At 33.6% G+C, this 18,426-nt stretch carries 14 protein-coding genes; 13 read left to right on the top strand and 1 reads right to left on the bottom strand.

Features of this window, described 5'->3' with window-relative positions:
* The first annotated feature begins 52 nt into the window (after positions 1–52).
* From BD847_RS05995 to BD847_RS05930, 13 genes are all read left to right on the top strand, one after another.
* Entirely contained in the window at positions 53–1,198 is a 1,146-nt protein-coding gene (locus BD847_RS05995; RefSeq protein WP_115887401.1) for a pyridoxal phosphate-dependent aminotransferase, read from the top strand.
* Positions 1,199–1,313: 115 nt separating this feature from the next.
* Complete coding sequence (locus BD847_RS05990; RefSeq protein ID WP_115887400.1) at positions 1,314–2,171, top strand: prephenate dehydrogenase; 858 nt, start codon at positions 1,314–1,316, stop codon at positions 2,169–2,171.
* A 12-nt stretch (positions 2,172–2,183) separates the two neighbouring features.
* Positions 2,184–3,266, top strand: a complete 1,083-nt coding sequence (locus tag BD847_RS05985; RefSeq protein ID WP_026728420.1) for a bifunctional 3-deoxy-7-phosphoheptulonate synthase/chorismate mutase type II — start codon at positions 2,184–2,186, stop codon at positions 3,264–3,266.
* A gap of 259 nt (positions 3,267–3,525) precedes the next feature.
* Positions 3,526–4,503 (top strand): ribosome small subunit-dependent GTPase A, encoded by a 978-nt coding sequence (gene rsgA, locus BD847_RS05980; RefSeq protein ID WP_115887399.1) that lies wholly within the window; start codon positions 3,526–3,528, stop codon positions 4,501–4,503.
* Between the two features lie 144 nt (positions 4,504–4,647).
* Complete coding sequence (dtd, locus tag BD847_RS05975) at positions 4,648–5,100, top strand: D-aminoacyl-tRNA deacylase (protein WP_115887398.1); 453 nt, start codon at positions 4,648–4,650, stop codon at positions 5,098–5,100.
* A gap of 63 nt (positions 5,101–5,163) precedes the next feature.
* Positions 5,164–7,071 carry a DUF3857 domain-containing protein gene (locus BD847_RS05970; protein ID WP_115887397.1) on the top strand — a complete coding sequence of 636 codons (1,908 nt, stop codon included), beginning with the start codon at positions 5,164–5,166 and terminating at the stop codon, positions 7,069–7,071.
* Positions 7,072–7,099: 28 nt separating this feature from the next.
* Positions 7,100–9,085 (top strand): DUF3857 domain-containing protein, encoded by a 1,986-nt coding sequence (locus BD847_RS05965; RefSeq protein ID WP_317125299.1) that lies wholly within the window; start codon positions 7,100–7,102, stop codon positions 9,083–9,085.
* A 2-nt stretch (positions 9,086–9,087) separates the two neighbouring features.
* Positions 9,088–11,079, top strand: coding sequence for a DUF3857 domain-containing protein (locus tag BD847_RS05960; protein ID WP_115887395.1), 1,992 nt, complete (start codon positions 9,088–9,090; stop codon positions 11,077–11,079).
* Positions 11,080–11,081: 2 nt separating this feature from the next.
* Positions 11,082–11,408, top strand: a complete 327-nt coding sequence (locus BD847_RS05955; RefSeq protein WP_012022600.1) for a nucleotide pyrophosphohydrolase — start codon at positions 11,082–11,084, stop codon at positions 11,406–11,408.
* Positions 11,409–11,542: 134 nt separating this feature from the next.
* Positions 11,543–12,772, top strand: a complete 1,230-nt coding sequence (aroA, locus tag BD847_RS05950; protein WP_115887394.1) for a 3-phosphoshikimate 1-carboxyvinyltransferase — start codon at positions 11,543–11,545, stop codon at positions 12,770–12,772.
* Between the two features lie 420 nt (positions 12,773–13,192).
* Positions 13,193–14,242, top strand: a complete 1,050-nt coding sequence (queA, locus tag BD847_RS05940; protein ID WP_115887392.1) for a tRNA preQ1(34) S-adenosylmethionine ribosyltransferase-isomerase QueA — start codon at positions 13,193–13,195, stop codon at positions 14,240–14,242.
* A gap of 189 nt (positions 14,243–14,431) precedes the next feature.
* The gene (gene kynU / locus BD847_RS05935; protein ID WP_115887391.1) at positions 14,432–15,709 is read left to right on the top strand and encodes a kynureninase; all 1,278 of its coding nucleotides are present in this window, start codon (positions 14,432–14,434) and stop codon (positions 15,707–15,709) included.
* A gap of 333 nt (positions 15,710–16,042) precedes the next feature.
* Entirely contained in the window at positions 16,043–16,474 is a 432-nt protein-coding gene (locus BD847_RS05930; RefSeq protein WP_115887390.1) for a YMGG-like glycine zipper-containing protein, read from the top strand.
* A 59-nt stretch (positions 16,475–16,533) separates the two neighbouring features.
* On the opposite strand, the gene BD847_RS05925 is transcribed toward BD847_RS05930, so the two are convergent.
* Positions 16,534–18,342: a hypothetical protein gene (locus BD847_RS05925; protein ID WP_115887389.1), complete on the bottom strand. Its 1,809-nt coding sequence runs from the start codon at positions 18,340–18,342 to the stop codon at positions 16,534–16,536.
* Positions 18,343–18,426: the final 84 nt, after the last annotated feature.

Raw genomic sequence — 18,426 nt, 5'->3', positions numbered from 1 at the left:
AAAGAAAAGCATATAGCGTAAAGCTTAAAGCATATAGCAAAAATTAAAAACAATGATTACAACAGCAAAACGATTAGACACAGTTGAAGAATACTACTTCTCATCAAAATTAAGAGAAGTTCGTCAGTTGATGTCTGAAGGAAAATCGATCATCAACATGGGAATTGGAAGCCCTGATTTGAGTCCGTCAAAAGCAGTAATTGAGGCAGTCGCTGCAGCAATTCAAGACGAAAACGGGCATGGCTATCAAAGCTATCAGGGATTGCCAGAAATGAGACAGGCGATGGCCGATTTTTATCGTGATCAGTTTGGTGTTGAAGTGAATCCGAATAATGAGATTTTACCATTAATGGGTTCGAAAGAAGGAATAATGCATATTTCGTTAGCCTTTTTAAATGAAGGCGATCATGTTTTAATTCCGAATCCAGGTTATCCAACTTATACTTCGGTAACCAATTTGGTTCAGGCTGTTCCGGTTTATTATGATTTGAAAGAAGAGAATGGATGGGAACCGGATTTTGAAGCTTTAGAAAAATTGGATCTTTCGAAAGTAAAAATTATGTGGCTGGGATATCCGCACATGCCGACAGGAGCTAGAGGAAGTTTAGCGTTATTTGAAAAATTGGTTGCCTTTGCTAAAAAACACAATATATTATTGATCAACGACAATCCTTATAGTTTTGTTTTGAATGATAATCCGATGAGTTTATTGCAAGTTGAAGGAGCAAAAGAGGTGGCTTTAGAGCTGAATTCATTAAGTAAAACATTCAACATGGCAGGCTGGAGAGTCGGAATGGTTTTAGGAAATCATGAAATTATCGATGCAGTCCTAAAAGTAAAAAGTAATATGGACAGCGGAATGTATTACGGAATTCAAAAAGGTGCCATCGCCGCTTTAAAATGTGATAAAACCTGGTTTGAAGATCAAAATAAAATTTACAGACGCCGTAGAGAATTAACGGAGAAACTAGCTGAAAAGCTAAACTGTAAAGTGTATAAAGAAGGAGTTGGGCTTTTTGTTTGGGCAAAATTGCCAGAAGGAATCGAATCAGCAGAGAAGTTCATTGACGAAATATTATATGAGAAACATATTTTCATTACACCGGGAACCATTTTTGGAAGCAACGGCGAAGGATATATCAGATTCTCACTTTGTGTAAAAGAAGAAAAAGTACAGGAAGCAATTGATAGATTTTAGAATTAAGATTTCCTGCAAGGTTTTCAAAACCTTGTAGGTATCAGTTCAAAGGTCTTAATTATAAACCAACAAGGTTTTGAAAACCTTGCAGGAACGGCTTCAAATAAAAAGAAATATGAAAGTATACGTAATAGGAATAGGATTAATAGGTGGTTCGATGGTGTTGGACATCAAAGACAAACATCCAGATGCGGTTATTTTCGGAATTGACAATAACGAAAAACATTTGCAGGAAGCAATTGATCTTGGAGTTATTGATGAAGCGGGAAGCTTCGAAGATTTACAAAAAGCAGATTTTGTAATCGTTTCGGTTCCGGTAGATGTTGCGCTGACAGTGTTGCCTAAAGTTCTGGATGCAGTTGGAGACAAGACAATTGTTTTTGAAGTAGGATCTACTAAAAAACCAATCTGCGATGTGGTGGCCAATCATCCGAAAAGAAGAAATTTTATTGCCACGCACCCAATTGCAGGAACAGAGTTTTCTGGACCTTCGGCGGCGATAAAAGGTTTGTTTCAAGGAAAAACAAACATTATTTGTGAAGTGGAAAAAACCGCTTTCAAATTGCAGGAAAAAGCGTTGCAGCTTTTCAGCGAAATAGGAATGAGGATTCGATATATGGACCCAATTTCGCACGACAAACACATTGCTTACGTTTCGCATTTATCGCACATTAGTTCGTTTATGCTTGGAAAAACAGTAATGATCAAAGAAAAAGACGAACAAGATATTTTTGATATGGCGGGAAGTGGATTTGAAAGTACCGTTCGTCTGGCAAAAAGTTCACCCGCAATGTGGACACCCATTTTTAAACAAAACAAAGAATACGTTCTGGAAACCTTAGAAGGTTATATTGCAAATTTAACTCAGTTTAGAGATTTGCTGGCAGACGACAATTACAACGCCATTTTTGAAGAAATGGAAAGTGTAAATAAAATTAGAGAAATATTAAACGGAATAACTATAAAAAAGTAAACTATAAAAACGATGGAAAATAAAAAAGAAATGAGAAAGTGGTTAGAAGATTTCAATTTAAATCACCCACTTGTGATAGCTGGACCTTGTAGTGCAGAAACTGAAGATCAGGTTTTGAAAATTGCTCACGAATTAAAAGATTCAAAAGTAAGCGTATTCAGAGCTGGAATCTGGAAACCAAGAACTCGTCCGGGAGGATTTGAAGGTGTTGGTGAAATTGGATTAAAATGGTTGCAAAAAGCTAAAGCTGAAACTGGTTTATTAATGGGAACTGAGGTTGCAACTGCAGCTCACTGTAAACTGGCTTTAGAGCATGATATCGACGTTTTATGGGTTGGTGCTCGTACAACTGCAAACCCTTTCGCAGTTCAGGAAATTGCTGATACTTTGAAAGGGACTGATAAAATTGTTTTGGTTAAAAACCCAGTAAACCCGGATTTAGCTTTATGGTTAGGTGGTGTTGAGCGTTTACATATGGCTGGAATCGAGAAATTAGGTGTTATCCACAGAGGTTTCTCTACTTACGAAAAAACAAAATACAGAAACATTCCAGAATGGCAGATTGCTATCGAATTGCAAAATAAATTCCCTGATTTACCATTAATCATCGACCCATCTCACATTACAGGAGATCGCAAAATGATTTTCGAAGTAACACAAGAGGCTTTAGATTTGAATTACGATGGTATGATTATCGAAACGCACATCGATCCAGACAATGCTTGGTCTGATGCTGCACAGCAAGTTACTCCAGATGCTTTGAAACAAATCATTAAAGATTTGACAATCAGAAAAACGGATGATACTACAGATGAGTACAGCCAAAAAATGAAAAAACTAAGAGCTAACATCGACGTTCTTGATGCTAATTTATTAGAATTGTTAGGAAAACGTATGAAAGTAGCTGACGAAATTGGTCAGGTGAAAAAAGATGCAAACGTAGCAATTCTTCAAAATAACCGTTGGAATGAAATCTTAGGAAAAATGATTCTTGAAGGTGAGAAAAAAGGCCTTACTGAAGAATTCGTTTTGAGAATGTTCAAAGCAATTCACCAGGAAAGTATTGGTCACCAAGAGAAAATTTTCAACGCATAATTTTGTCTTAAACCATATAAGTGATATAAGTTAACTTAAGTTTGTTCTAAACTTTGATCTTGAGTTTTCTTATAGCATAATATTAAAAATAGATTGTTTTTTTTAAAATCCCTATCGCTTTGAAAGAAGTGGTGGGGATTTTTTTTGATTTTAAATGCTGAAACCAATGGGTTTCAATTGTAAAACAGTAATTTTGTGCTTTATTATTTTAGTTTTGAGAGAAATCTAAAACCTAAAATCGGAAATCTAAAATTAAAGAATGACAGGAACTGTTTACAAATCTACAGGAAGTTGGTATACCGTAAAATCTGAAAAAGGAGATTTTGTGGAATGCCGTATGAAAGGGAAATTCAGAATAAAAGGTATCAAAAGTACCAATCCTATTGCTGTAGGCGATATTGTAGATTATGAATTAGATGAAACTTCGGATGCCGTTACGGGAACGATTCATAATATTCATGAAAGAAAAAACTATATCGTTCGTAAATCGGTTAATTTGTCCAAGCAGATTCATATTATTGCTTCCAATATCGATCAGGTTTTTTTACTGATTACCATTGATAATCCGCCAACAACTACAAGCTTTATCGACCGTTTTTTGGTTACAGCCGAAGCGTACGGAATTGAAGCGATCCTGATTTTTAATAAAATTGATACTTTAAGTGATCAGACTTTAGATGATCAGCTTTACCTGCAATATATTTATTCTGAAATTGGATATAAATGCCTTAGAATTTCTTCAACAGAAAATAAAGGTGTTGACAAGCTGAAAGAAATGATGGTTGGCAAAGTAAGCATGTTTTCCGGACATTCGGGTGTTGGAAAATCAACTTTGGTCAATGCGATGGAACCTAGTCTTCACTTAAAAACTTCGGTGATTTCAGAACAAAGTAAACAAGGTCAGCATACGACAACTTTTGCCGAAATGTATGATTTGTCTTTTGATGCGCGAATTATCGATACACCAGGAATTAAAGGTTTCGGAATTGTCGATATGGAGCCTTCAGAAATCAGCGGTTATTTTCCGGAATTCTTTAAACTTAAAGATCAATGTAAGTTTAATAATTGTCTTCATAAAGAAGAACCACATTGTGCTATAAAAGCTGCTTTAGAAAAAGACGAAATTGCCTGGTCGCGTTACAACAGTTATCTTAAAATCCTTGAAGGCGATGATGAACATTATCGTACGGATACTTATGGTGAAGATCGTGCTGCAAGTGATGAAACGAGAAAATAATTAAAATTCCAATTTTAAAATTCCAAATTCCAAAGCAGAATACGAAAATGATTTTATTGTAGAGATGCACTGCCGTGTATCTAACGCCTTGATTATAAAATCTTTTTAATCCGTGTAATCTGTGGCTAAAAATAAAAGTAAAGAATGAGAGTAGTTATCCAAAGAGTTTCTGAGGCATCTGTCACAGTTGATGGTCAAAAAACAGCAGATATTCAAAAAGGTTTATTGGTTTTAGTCGGAATTGAAGATGCCGATACTCAGGAAGACATTGATTGGCTTGCGGGTAAAATCGTTAAAATGAGAATTTTTGGAGACGAAAATGATGTCATGAACTGCTCGGTTCAGGATATTGATGGCGACATAATTGCGGTAAGTCAGTTTACACTTCATGCTTCTACAAAAAAAGGAAATCGACCATCTTATATAAAAGCAGCAAAACCAGATTTTGCAATTCCGATGTATGAAAGCTTTGTTAAAGCATTGGAAAAAGAATTAAATAAAAAAATTCAGACTGGAATTTTTGGCGCAGATATGAAAGTCAGCTTGTTAAATGATGGTCCTGTAACTATCATAATGGACTCCAAAAACAGGGATTAAATATTACTAAACATTTGTTAAAGATTTCCAAAAAAAAATTATATTTGGAGAAAATCCTTATAAATGAAGACCCCTTTTATTGCGTTATTTTTTACATTTTTTACCCTTACTTCTTATGCTCAAAAGAGCAATTATTCAATTTTAACTATTGCCGATAGTTTAAAAGAAAATGCTAATGCTGTTGTTCGTTTGGATCAAATGGATATCACTATTGGTTCACAAAGAAGCATGAACATTAAGGTTCAAAGAATTGTTACCGTTTTTAATGACAAAGGTTTAAACGATATTGATGCTTATCAACATTATGATAAAACCACTTCTGTAAAAAGTATCGAAGCTATTGTTTATGATGCATTTGGAAATGAAATCAAAAAAATCAAAAAGAAAGATTTTAGAGACCAAAGCGCAGTAAGCGGTAGTACGCTTTTTTCAGATAGTCGCGTACTTTATTTAGAATATACTCCTGTTTCATATCCTTTTACTGTCGTTTATAATAGTGAAACAGAAACTTCAAATACAGCATTTATACCACGTTGGTATTTCTTGGGAGGTTATTATGTAAGTGTCGAAAAATGTATTTTAAATGTTACTTATCCTAATGATCTTGGATTTAAAAAGAAAGAGTTTAATTTCTCTAATTTTAATATAAAGAAAACGGTTGACAGCGATACTAAACTAAGTTATGAAACTTCAGGTATTTTGGCTCGCAAGCCGGAAGATTTGAGTCCGTCTTCAGACGATCTTTTTCCAAAAGTAATGATGGGTCTGGAAAAATTCCATTTAGAAGGTTTTGACGGAACTGCTACAACTTGGGAAGCATTTGGTAAATGGTACGGAGATAAAATTTTAACCGGAACAACGACTTTGCCGGAAGAAACAAAAGCAAAAATTAAAGCTATTGTAGGCGATGAAAAAGACCCAATCAAGAAAGCAAAAATCATTTATGATTATGTCCAAAAGAAATCCAGATACGTAAATATTGCAATTGGAATTGGCGGATGGAAACCAATGCTTGCCAGTGATGTTGATCGTTTAGGTTATGGCGACTGCAAGGCTTTATCAAATTATACAAAAGCGCTTTTGCAGGCAGTTGATGTTCCGTCATATAATACTATTTTATATGGTGATTCTGATAAAATGAATATTCAGTCTGATTTTGTTTCTATGCAGGGAAATCATATGATATTAGCTATTCCTAATGGTAATGATTATACTTTTCTGGAATGTACAAGCCAAGATAATCCGTTTGGATATCAAGGAACTTTTACTGATGACAGAGATGTCTTGGTAGTTAAGCCAGAAGGAGGGCAAATTGTCCGAACAAAAATTTATGATGATAAAGGCAATATTCAAAAAGACAAAGGCACTTATACAATCGACGAAAATGGACATTTTTCAGGTTCAATTTCGATAACTTCCGAAGGCTCTCAATACAATAAAAAGTACAGAATTGAAATGTACCAGCCAACAGAAAAAGAAGCACATTATAAAGAATATTGGGATAATATAAATAACCTTAAACTTGGTAAAATAACCTTTACAAACGATAAAGAGAATGTTCGCTTTACTGAAGATGTTCAAGTAAGTGCGATAAATTATGCATCAATTTCAGCAAATAAAATGATTTTTGCTGTTGATGCTTTCAATCAAAATACTGGAAATGTAAAGCGTATCAGAAATAGAAAAAATCCATTTCAGATTCAGCGTGGATATCTGGATTCTGATGAAATTGAAATCAATCTTCCAACAGGTTTTGCAATCGAATTCTTGCCTTCAAATTATGAACTCAAAGGGAAATTTGGAGAATATAAAACCGAAATCATAAAAAAGGATAATAACAAACTTATATACAAAAGGTCAATGCTTTTAAATAAAGGCAAATATTCTAGCAAAGAATATGATGAGTACCGCCTTTTTATGGAACAAGTCGCAAGAAATGATAACGCTAAAATTATATTAACCAAGATCTAATCAACCAATGAAAATTAACCAATTAACAATGATTTTACTTTTTTCTGTTTTTAAACTCTCGGCTCAGGAGTTTAGATTAGGAAAAGTATCAGTTGCAGAATTACAGGAAAAAATGTATCCGAGCGATACCTCGGCAACAGCCGCAATTCTATATAAAAAAGGTGTAGCCCGAGTGGAGTATAATGTAAATGACGGTTTTGTTTTAGTGACTGACGTCGAAACCCGAATCAAAATTTATAAAAAAGAGGGGTATGATTATGCCAACCAGAGTATAGGATATTCAATTTCGGGAGGATTAAAAGAAAATGTCCAGATACAGGATGCTGTTACATTTAATCTGGTTGACGGAAAAATTGAAAAAACGAAACTAAAAAGCGATGGAGAATTTGATGAAGCTGTAAATAAATATTATGGAAGAAAAAAAATTACAATGCCAAATGTAAAAGAAGGCTCCATCATTGAGTTTAGATACAAAGTTCGATCACCATATGTAAGCTGGATGCGTGACTGGAAATTTCAATATGATATTCCGGTAAAACATTCGGAATTGACTACTTACTTCCCTGAATACTATGTTTTTAATGTAATGCAAAAAGGATTTGCTAATTTGAAAGTTACGACAGATAAAAAAGCAGCATCCATTATGTTTACAAATAAAGAAAGATCAGATGGAAAAGCGGGAGGTACAACTTTTTCTTATGATAAGGTAGAATATCAGGAAACTAAAACGGCCTATGTAGGTGATAATTTGCCAGCAATGAAAGATGAATCTTATGTCAATAACATTGATAATTATACGACAACTTTATCACATGAACTGTCGATGGTTAAATGGCCAAATACGCCAATAAAATCATATTCATCTGATTGGAATTCAGTAGCAAAAACAATTTATGATTATCAGGATTTTGGGGATGAACTAAATAAAACAGGTTATTTTGAAAATGATCTGAAACCTTTATTAGCAGATAAGAAAACCGATGACGAGAAAATAAGTGCAGTATTAAACTATGTAAAATCGGCTGTAAAATGGAACAATCTTTTTGGTTACAGCTGTGATAATGGCGTTAAAAAAGCATACAAAGAAAAATCAGGAAATATTGGAGATATTAATCTAATGTTGACTGCGATGCTTCGTTACGCGGGTTTGAATGCAAATCCGGTTTTGGTTAGTACACGAGACAACGGAATATCATTATTTCCTAACAGAACAGCGTTTAATTATGTGATAGCTGCCGTTGAAACTACTAATGGGAATGTATTATTAGATGCAACAAGTAAATATAGCTATCCAAATATTTTGCCTTACAGAGTTTTAAACTGGGAGGGAAGATTGATTCGTAAAGATGGTACTTCGGAATCTGTTGATTTAATGCCGAAAAAAGTATCAAACGATAATGTTTTTATAAACTATTCAGTAGATGCTCAAGGGAAAGTTGCAGGAAATGTCAGAAGACAATATACCGACTATAATGCAATGTTTTACCGCAATGAAATAGATGAGGTGAAAGAAGATGCATATCTTGAAAAATTAGAAAATGACAACAATAAAATCGAAGTAAATGATTACACTCGAATAAATGAAAAAGACCTGTCGTTGCCAACAATTGAAAAATTTTCGTTTAAAGGAGAGAATCTGACTGAAATAATTGGAGACAAAATATACATTAATCCAATGTTGTTTTTTACCAAAACACAAAATTCTTTTAAACAGGAAACCAGAGAATATCCAGTTGATTTTGGTTATCCATTTGCTGATAAATTCAATATTTCTATTTCAATTCCTGATGGGTTTGCAGTTGAAACATTGCCGGCGCCAACTATTTTGGCTATGGAAGACAATTTGGGTTCGTTTAAATTTAATATCGTGACCAGCGGTAATATACTTCAGTTGGCTATTGTTCATCAGATAAATGAAGCTATCGTTTCGCCTGAGAAATATGAAATGCTAAAAGAATATTATCAGGGAATGATCGCAAAGGAAACTGAAAAAATTGTTTTAAAAAGAATATAACAATGAAATTTAAAAGTTTAGTAATAGTTGCTTTTTTGATTTTTAGCAATTTGAAAATTAACGCACAAAACTATGAACTTGAAAAAGTAACTATTGCGGAACTTCAAGAAAAGGTTTGTCCACAAGATACTGCAGCGCCAGCAGCAATTTTATTTAAAAAAGCAAGGACGTTTTTTACTTTTACCAGAGATGCTGGTTTTTCGGCAAATCATGTTTATGAGTTCAAAATCAAAATTTATAAAAAAGAAGGATTAAGCTGGGCTGATCAGAAAGTTCGGTTTTACATTGGTTATGAAAATTTACAAGAAGACAGACTGGAGTTTTCAAATGCTGCCACATATAATTTAGAGAATGGTAAAATTGTAAAAACTAAACTTGATAATCAGGGTTCATTTAAGAAAAAAATAAATGAATATTGGAAAGAAAAAACCATTACACTGCCCAATGTAAAAGTGGGGTCGATTATTGAATACAAGTATATTTTAAAAACAGAGAACATTGTCAAATTTCCTGATTTTGATATTCAATATGATATTCCTCTTAATTATTTTTATTATAAAACAGAAATTCCGGAGTTTTATATTTATAAGCCAATTTTGATAGGAAATATTCCGTTAGAATCCGAATCAAAATTTGCCAATGGAGGACAATCATTTGAGAATGAATACAATCAGACGAATTCAATTACTTATAAGCAAATTAACTCTTTCTACTCAGGAAAAGATATTCCTGCTATAAAAGAAGAACCCTATGTTGATAATTTCGAAAATTATAAAGGCACTATTAAACATGAACTTGAGAGGGTTCGTTTGCCTGAACAGCCTGTAAAAGATTATGCTTTAACTTGGGAAGGTGTAGCGACAACAATATTTAAAGATTCTCATTTTGGTACGGAACTCAATGAAAACAGTTTTTTGATTGAAGATGTAAGACGTTTGGTTGATAAGGTTGAATCTAAAACTGAAAGAATGAATCTTATTTTTACATACGTTCAAAATAGAATGAACTGGAATGAGACGAATGATTACTATACTGATAAAGGTGTTAAAAAAGCATATGCAGATCAGACAGGTAACGTTGCCGAAATTAATTTTATTTTGATCAGTATGCTAAGATTGGGAGGGATCGATGCGAACCCGGTTTTAGTTAGTACTGTAGAAAATGGTCGTCCAGTTTATCCAACCAGAACAGGATTCAATTATGTTATAGCAGCAGCTGAAATAGACGGCAAGCAAATTTTATTGGATGCAACTCATAAATTAACAGTTCCTGATATTTTACCTTTAAATGTTATTACTTGGAAAGGAAGATTAATTAAAAAAGATGGAACCTCTTCGGAAATTAACTTAGAACCTTTAAAAGCGTCAAGAGAAAATTTTGCATACTCAATTAAAATTGATGAACAAGCAAAAATTAGCGGGCAAGCCAGAATTTATCATACAGATTACGATGCCTATACTTTTAGAGTGAATAACAATACTAAAACACAGGACAATTATCTTGAAAAATTGGAAGAGGAGTTAGGCGCTTTGTCCATTTCAAATTATAAAATAGAAAATCAAAAGTCAAATTTGAATGAAGGTGTTCTGGAAACATTTTCTTTTACTTCGAATGATCAACTAGAAACTATCGGAGGTAAGATATTTATAAATCCTTTGATGTTTTATACCAGAAATAAAAATCCTTTTAGTCAGGAAAAAAGACAAATGCCGATTTATTTTGGATACAAAAATCAAGAAAGATTTATTTTTAATATTGAAATTCCTGAAGGATATGAAATTGAATCAGTGCCAAAAGCAGTTAAGATTAGTTCGGTTGATAATGAAATTAGCTACAGCCTGAATTTTTCTGTTAATGCTAATAAAATCCAAATTGGAAGTGTAAAAGAAATAAACAATAGTACTTTTGCACCCGAGGATTACGAAATGCTAAAAGAGTTTTTTCAAAAGATAATCGTAAGCCAAAATGAAAAAATTGTCCTTAAAAAAATATAATCATGGATTTGAAAAACGCACAACTTGACGTTGATACCTGGATAAAAGAACACGGAGTTCGTTACTTTAACGAACTAACCAATATGGCGCAGCTTACAGAAGAAGTTGGTGAAGTAGCCAGAATTATTGCGCGCCGTTACGGAGAACAATCTGAAAAAGAAAGTGATAAAAATAAAGATTTAGGCGAAGAATTAGCCGATGTAGTTTTTGTGGTTTTATGTTTAGCCAATCAGACAGGAATCGATTTGCAGGCCGCTTTTGATAAAAAAATGGATTTAAAATCAGTTAGAGATAAAGATCGTCACAAAAACAACGATAAATTGAAATAATTGTGAAATATCACTCATAAGTTTTGAATTATGAGTTTTGAATTTTGAATTATGAATGGGGAGTGGTAAATTGCGGGGCTGAATTATGTTTCTAATCATTCGTAATTCATACTTCACAATTTACAATTAAAAAAATGAATTTAAAATTAAGCACGAATTCATCATTCACAATTGATGATTCGCAATTAAATATTACAGGTTCTAAAAGTGAAACCAACCGTTTATTATTGCTAAAGGCGTTATTTCCAAATATTACTTTAGCCAATACTTCAAACTCTGACGACAGCGAAGTAATGGAGAAAGCATTAATTGGGAATGATGAAATCGTAGACATTCACCATGCTGGAACTGCAATGCGTTTCTTAACCGCTTATTTTGCTGTAAATGAAGGTAGAGAAGTCGTAATGACAGGTTCAAGCAGAATGCAGGAACGCCCTATCAAAATTTTGGTTGATACTTTAAGACAATTGGGAGTTGAAATCTCTTATGAAAAAGAAGAAGGTTATCCACCAATTCGAATTAAAGGAAAAAAAGTTACTGCTTCAAAAGTGAATTTGGCAGCAAATGTGAGTAGTCAGTATATTTCGGCACTTTTATTAGTGGCTTCAAAACTGGATAATGGTTTAGAATTGACTTTAGAAGGAGAAATTACTTCAGTTCCTTATATCAAAATGACTTTGGCTTTGCTGAATGATTTAGAGATAAAAACAAGTTTTGAAGGAAATGTAATTAAAGTTTATCCTAAAGAATCAGTTGAATCAAAAGAAATGGTTGTAGAATCGGATTGGAGTTCGGCTTCTTATTTCTTTAGTTTAGTAGCTTTGGCTGATGCTGCAAAAATAACTTTGAGCAGTTATAAAGAAAACAGCCTTCAAGGAGATTCAGAATTAGTTTCTCTTTATGAAAAAATGGGTGTAAAAACTACTTTCCAAGGCAATAAAATGACATTGGAAAAAGTAGCTGGTTTTAATTATCAAGATGTAAATTTTGAATTAAACAACACGCCAGATATTGCACAAACAATCGTTGTAACTTGTTTAGGTTTAGGGATTGGGTGTCACTTAACAGGTCTTCATACTTTAAAAATTAAAGAAACTGACCGACTTGAGGCTTTAAGAATCGAGTTGACAAAATTAGGTGCCAATATTTCAGTAACCAATGATAGTTTGACTTTGGAGCGTTCCGGAAATATTAATCACGATATACATATTGCAACATACAACGATCACCGTATGGCAATGGCATTTGCACCTTTAGCAATCAAAGTGCCAATAATTATTGATGATGCCGAAGTAGTTTCAAAATCATACCCTGATTTTTGGAACGATTTAAAAGCTTTAAATTTTCAAATTTCAGAATTGTAAAAATTTTTGGAACCATATAAGTTATATAAGTTCCTTTAAAGAAGGGTCTTATACAAAACTTAATCACTTAACCTCTGGTTTCAACCAGAGGTTTTTTTTGTCTTAGTTTGAATATAATCGCAAAGTTTGTCATTTCGACGAAGGAGAAATCTTCGCGAGTAACTCCGCAACGAAAATCCAATCTTTGTCGAGCTTCTTGTGGAGATTTCTCCTTCGTCGAAATGACAATAATATGTTGAAAATGTTTTTTATAGAAAAAAAACATTTTTAATGCTTTCCGAAACACCACAAAATCAAGGACTTTTGAAAATAAACATCAAAACACTTGACAACGCCTATCTCACAATCGTATATTTGCAAGCGATTTAAAATTTTAGATAAAAAAGTCTAAGATTGATATTTTAAAATCTAACTTCAAATATGAAATTATCACACTTCAATTTCAATTTACCGAAAGAACTTTTGGCTGAATTCCCAGCAGAAAACAGAGATGAATCTCGTTTAATGGTAATTGACCGTAAAAAAAACACTATCGAACATAAAATGTTTAAAGACGTAATCAACTATTTTGATGACGGAGACGTTTTAATTCTAAACAATACAAAAGTTTTCCCTGCTCGTTTGTACGGAAACAAAGAAAAAACGGGAGCAAGAATTGAGGTTTTCTTATTAAGAGAATTAAATTCTGAGCAAAGACTTTGGGATGTTTTAGTAGATCCTGCTAGAAAAATCCGTATTGGTAATAAACTTTATTTTGGTGATGACGATTCGTTAGTTGCTGAGGTAATTGACAATACAACTTCTCGTGGTAGAACTTTACGTTTCTTATATGATGGTTCTTACGAAGAATTCAGAAACAAATTGACAGAACTTGGAGAAACTCCAATTCCTAAATATATCAACAGAGAAGTTACTGCTGAAGATGCTGAAAGATACCAAACTATCTATGCAAAAGAAGAAGGAGCTGTAGCGGCACCAACTGCTGGTTTACACTTTTCTAAACACCTTTTGAAAAAATTAGAAATCAAAGGAGTGAATTTTGCTGAGGTAACTTTACACGTAGGTTTAGGAACTTTTAATCCAGTTGAGGTTGAAGATTTGTCTAAGCACAAAATGGATTCTGAAGAGTTGATCATTACACAACAAGCTTGTGATATCGTAAACGAAGGAAAAACAAAGAAAAAACGTATTTGTGCTGTAGGAACAACTTCTATGCGTGCAATCGAAAGTTCTGTTTCTTCTGCTAATACTTTGAATCCTTACGAAGGATGGACAAATAAATTCATTTTCCCTCCACACGATTTCAGTATTGCAAACTGTATGATTACAAATTTCCACACACCAAAATCGACATTATTAATGATGATTTCTGCTTTCTGTGGACACGATTTAATGAAAAAAGCATACGACGAAGCGATCAAAGAAGGATACAAATTCTATTCTTACGGAGACGCGATGTTAATATTATAATCTGAGTTTATTTCAGAACTTCAAAAACCTGTCAGTAATGACGGGTTTTTTTATAGTTTTCAGTCACAGTCTCAGTTTTCAGTCCCACACTGAATACTGAGACTGTGACTGCGACTAAAAAGTAAACTTGTTAAATTTTAACGAAATACTTCAAAAGTTGTTATTTTAGCAGACAAAACAAAAAACACAATGACTTTTCAAAATACCCGAGAATTTGCACGAGAGCTAGATTCGAACGATACACTAAACCATTATCAGGAGCAATTCATTTTTCCTAAAGTAAATGACAAACGAGTTATTTATTTTACAGGAAACTCATTAGGATTACAACCAAAACGCACTAAAGCTTATATAGACGAAGTGATGAATGACTGGGCAGAACTGGCAGTTGAAGGTCATTTTTATGCCGAAAAACCTTGGTGGGATTATCAGGAACGATTTGCAGAACCTTTGAGTAAGATTGTTGGCGCGCTTCCGTCAGAAGTTACGGTTATGAATACTTTGACTGTAAATCTTCATTTGTTGATGGTTTCTTTTTATCAGCCAAAAGGAAAACGTTATAAAATTATCTGCGAAGAAAAAGCTTTTCCATCTGATCAATATATGTTTCAGAGTCAGGTTCATTTTCATGGATATAAACCAGAAGATGCTATTGTCGAAATCAAACGTCGTGAAGGAGAGCATAATATTCGCTTAGAAGATGTTTTGGCAAAAATCGAAGAAGTTGGCGATGAATTGGCTTTAGTTTTAATTGGCGGAGTAAATTACTATACAGGACAAGTTTTTGATATTAAAACTATAACAGCTGCTGGACAAAAAGCCGGAGCAAAAGTAGGTTGGGATTTGGCACATGCAGCTGGAAATATCAAATTAGAACTTCACGATTGGAATGTAGATTTTGCCGCTTGGTGCAGTTATAAATATATGAATTCAGGTCCAGGAAATGCATCGGGAGTTTTTGTACACGAAAGACATCATAATGATCCGGATTTACCTCGTTTCGCAGGATGGTGGGGACATAATAAAGAACGTCGTTTTAAAATGGAGCCTAATTTTGATCCGGTTCACGGAGCGGGAGGATGGCAGATTAGTAATCTTCCGGTTCTTTCATTAGCGCCTTACTTGGCTTCTGTCGAAATGTTTGCTGAGGTTGGAATGGATGCTTTAATTAAAAAACGTGATCACATCACATCATATTTAGAATTCGTTCTTCACGAAATTGATAAAGAAGTAGAAAGTACTTTTGAAATTATTACGCCATCAAATCCTGAAGAAAGAGCGTCGCAATTATCTGTTTTTCTGCATGGAGAAGGAAGAGCTTTGTTTGATTACTTAATGAAAAACGGAGTAATTACAGATTGGCGCGAACCAAATGTAATTCGTCTGGCACCAGTTCCTTTGTATTGTTCTTATGAAGACATGTACGACTTTGGGCAAATTCTGAAAAAAGGAATTTTAGGGAAATAAGATTCTACTTAAAAGAATAACGGTACGCATTTTTTTGTTTCCCGCAGATTTTGCAGATTTTGCAAATTTTTTGATAAAGCTTCTCAAAGAATAATCCCCTAAATCTGCAGAATCTGCGGGAACTTTTTTTATTACATTTTAATTATTTAATCTGTGGCAATTTAAACTTTGCGTCTTAGCGACTTTGCGAGATTAAAACATTCGACGTAAATAAAAATTTTGCGAGAAAAAATCAAAATCTTCTAATCTTATAAACTTTCCAAAAAATTCTGTAATAAACATTATGGCAGATATTCCGTATTTTGTAGTGTATAATTATTAAAAACTACAATCATGAAAGGCTTATATATTTTATTTGCAGTTATGTTATTAGGTTCTTGTCAAAATCAGAGCAAGGACAATATTAATAAAGCCAAACAAGCCAGTATTGATTCAATGAAGGTTGAAATTAGCAAACAACGTGTCATCGATTCGATGAAAACTGAAATGGCTAAGATTAAGGAAGAGCAAAAAACAGAATCCCAAAAAGTTGTTGTAGTACATCAACAAGACGGGACATCGACCGCGAGCACAACAACTACAAAAAAGAAAGGTTGGAGTGCAACTGCTAAAGGTGCTGTTATTGGTGCCGGAGTTGGTGCGGCAACAGGAGCAATTGTCAGTAAGAAAAAAGGTGAAGGTGCAATTATTGGAGGTCTAGCTGGAGCTGCAGTAGGAACGGGGACGGGAGCTGTTATTGACAGTAAGAACAAAAAGAAAGAATAGGTTCTGAAAACTATAAATAAAAGAACGCCGATTTAGATTTTCTAAATCGGCGTTTTGCTTTATGCTAATTCCAGTGTCGGAATCTTAATGGCATTTAATTCCTTTTTATAAAAATCGAACTGATTTTTAATTTTATTTTCGTCGTTTTTAAAATATAAAGTCGATGAAAATAGATTTTGATAATATTCAATTCCTTCTAAAATATTCGTTTTGAAAGAATTCCATTTTTTTAGCTGCATGGCGGTTACTTCTCCTGAAATCGTTTCAATTTCGTTTCCGAAATAATCAACATACATTTTTAATTCCTTTACAAATAAATTAGGACGCTCCGTTCTTAAAACCGATTTTCCCTGATAAATGTGTTGAACCATTTCTTTTAGAGAAACTTCCTGATCAAAGTAAGCTAAATTTGGTCCCGGACAAATGACAACGCCTTGTGATTGTCCTTTTATTTTGATATCATTTTCAAGATAAGAAGCATTTGCCAAACCAACACACAAACATGATTTTTCGGTAATTTTTGTTTTGCTTCTTTCAAATTCATCAACGGTTAAAGTTTCTTTTTTAGCGTCTAATTCCTCCAGTTTTATATCCTGATATTTTTTAGATGCCGTACAAATTCCATGCGGATCGTATTCTTTGCTTAAAGCTAAAAATTTCTTGGGACATGAACTTCCGGCTTTGTTTTCGTGAATTCTTTTTTGTTTTAGAAATTCATTGGTTGTTCCTTTCAAAGTATTAAACGGAACTCCCAAAGGCGAAATATTACTCAAATAAAAATCATCTTCTTTGGCATTCATCAATAAATTTCTTGTTTCCTGATCTACTGATGTTGCTTCGGGAACTAATAAAAAAGGAGAACCCCAACCGACAGAATCAACTTGGTATTCATCTAATAAAAATTCATGTTCTTCTGAAGTTCCGACACCACCCTGAACCGTAATTTTCAATTCTAAAGGTTTTTCTGGGAAAGGCTGATTTTTTAGCTGTAAAGCTTTAATCATTAAATCGTGAGCCGATTGTACCAATTGTTCTTTTTTCTGCTTGAATTCTTCTAAAATGGTGCCTAATAAGAGTCCGTCAGTAGCGAAGGCGTGACCGCCACAGTTTAATCCTGATTCGATTCGGTATTCAGAAACCCAAAGTCCTTTTTTTGCAAGGAAATTTCCCTGTATCATCGCCGATCTGAAATCACTTACTTTTAAAATGATTTTCTTTTTCAATTCGTTCTTTTCATTCGGAAAAAAATCTTTGAAGTTTTCGAAGTAACCAAACAATCTCGGATTCATTCCGGCAGAAAGTACAACTGAAGATTCAAGATTGCTGTTTGCAAAACCTCTTAAAGCGGCGTGAGCATCATTAAATTCAATTGGAAGCTGTTCGTTTTTTACGAAATTACCTTTATCCAGTTTCGTCATGATATTCACATCAATTTCGCCTGGGAAAAGATGGGATTCGATGTAATGTTGAATGTTTTCTTTAAAAGAAATTCCGTCGTCCAATAAATTCTGAAATCCCTTTTTAATGTCAGAAGTATTAGGCAACATCGACATGAAATTTTCTAGTGCTGTTTTGCTTTCTGTTAATTCGGTTTTAAAACTTTCGAATTTCTCTTTTACGATTTTATCGACTAAATTTAAATAAGAAGTTATTCTTTCCGCGCGATAGTCATGAAATTTTTGTGTGATTTCTTCATACGGAATATTAAATTTTGTGCTGTAAAAATTGCGCATCTTCTCGATCAATTCATCATCGGCGAGAGCAATAACAGACGAAATTCCATATTGGGCGACGCGAATTGGACTGTCTATTGTATAAGCAAGTCCCATCACCGGAATATGGAAAGTATGTAAAGGGGTTTTTGTCATTTTTCTTCGGATTAAAGTAACGACAAATGAAAAAAAATATTTTTTTTTAAAACCTGATAATTGTCAGGTTTTGAAATTGTTGGT

The organism is Flavobacterium cutihirudinis (genome assembly GCF_003385895.1).
GTDB classification, from domain to species: Bacteria; Bacteroidota; Bacteroidia; order Flavobacteriales; family Flavobacteriaceae; genus Flavobacterium; species Flavobacterium cutihirudinis.
The sequence above is the reverse complement of the archived record's forward strand: the minus strand, read 5'-3'. Positions and strand labels throughout refer to the sequence as shown.

Excerpts from the sequence above, each read along its gene's own strand:
- BD847_RS05960 (WP_115887395.1), top strand. The coding sequence starts at position 9,088 with ATGAAATTTAAAAGTTTAGTAATAGTTGCTTTTTTGATTTTTAGCAAT.
- aroA (WP_115887394.1), top strand. The coding sequence starts at position 11,543 with ATGAATTTAAAATTAAGCACGAATTCATCATTCACAATTGATGATTCG.
- BD847_RS05995 (WP_115887401.1), top strand. The coding sequence starts at position 53 with ATGATTACAACAGCAAAACGATTAGACACAGTTGAAGAATACTACTTC.
- BD847_RS05955 (WP_012022600.1), top strand. The coding sequence starts at position 11,082 with ATGGATTTGAAAAACGCACAACTTGACGTTGATACCTGGATAAAAGAA.
- rsgA (WP_115887399.1), top strand. The coding sequence starts at position 3,526 with ATGACAGGAACTGTTTACAAATCTACAGGAAGTTGGTATACCGTAAAA.
- BD847_RS05970 (WP_115887397.1), top strand. The coding sequence starts at position 5,164 with ATGAAGACCCCTTTTATTGCGTTATTTTTTACATTTTTTACCCTTACT.
- queA (WP_115887392.1), top strand. The coding sequence starts at position 13,193 with ATGAAATTATCACACTTCAATTTCAATTTACCGAAAGAACTTTTGGCT.
- BD847_RS05925 (WP_115887389.1), bottom strand. The coding sequence starts at position 18,342 with ATGACAAAAACCCCTTTACATACTTTCCATATTCCGGTGATGGGACTT.
- kynU (WP_115887391.1), top strand. The coding sequence starts at position 14,432 with ATGACTTTTCAAAATACCCGAGAATTTGCACGAGAGCTAGATTCGAAC.
- BD847_RS05965 (WP_317125299.1), top strand. The coding sequence starts at position 7,100 with ATGATTTTACTTTTTTCTGTTTTTAAACTCTCGGCTCAGGAGTTTAGA.
- BD847_RS05985 (WP_026728420.1), top strand. The coding sequence starts at position 2,184 with ATGGAAAATAAAAAAGAAATGAGAAAGTGGTTAGAAGATTTCAATTTA.
- BD847_RS05930 (WP_115887390.1), top strand. The coding sequence starts at position 16,043 with ATGAAAGGCTTATATATTTTATTTGCAGTTATGTTATTAGGTTCTTGT.
- BD847_RS05990 (WP_115887400.1), top strand. The coding sequence starts at position 1,314 with ATGAAAGTATACGTAATAGGAATAGGATTAATAGGTGGTTCGATGGTG.
- dtd (WP_115887398.1), top strand. The coding sequence starts at position 4,648 with ATGAGAGTAGTTATCCAAAGAGTTTCTGAGGCATCTGTCACAGTTGAT.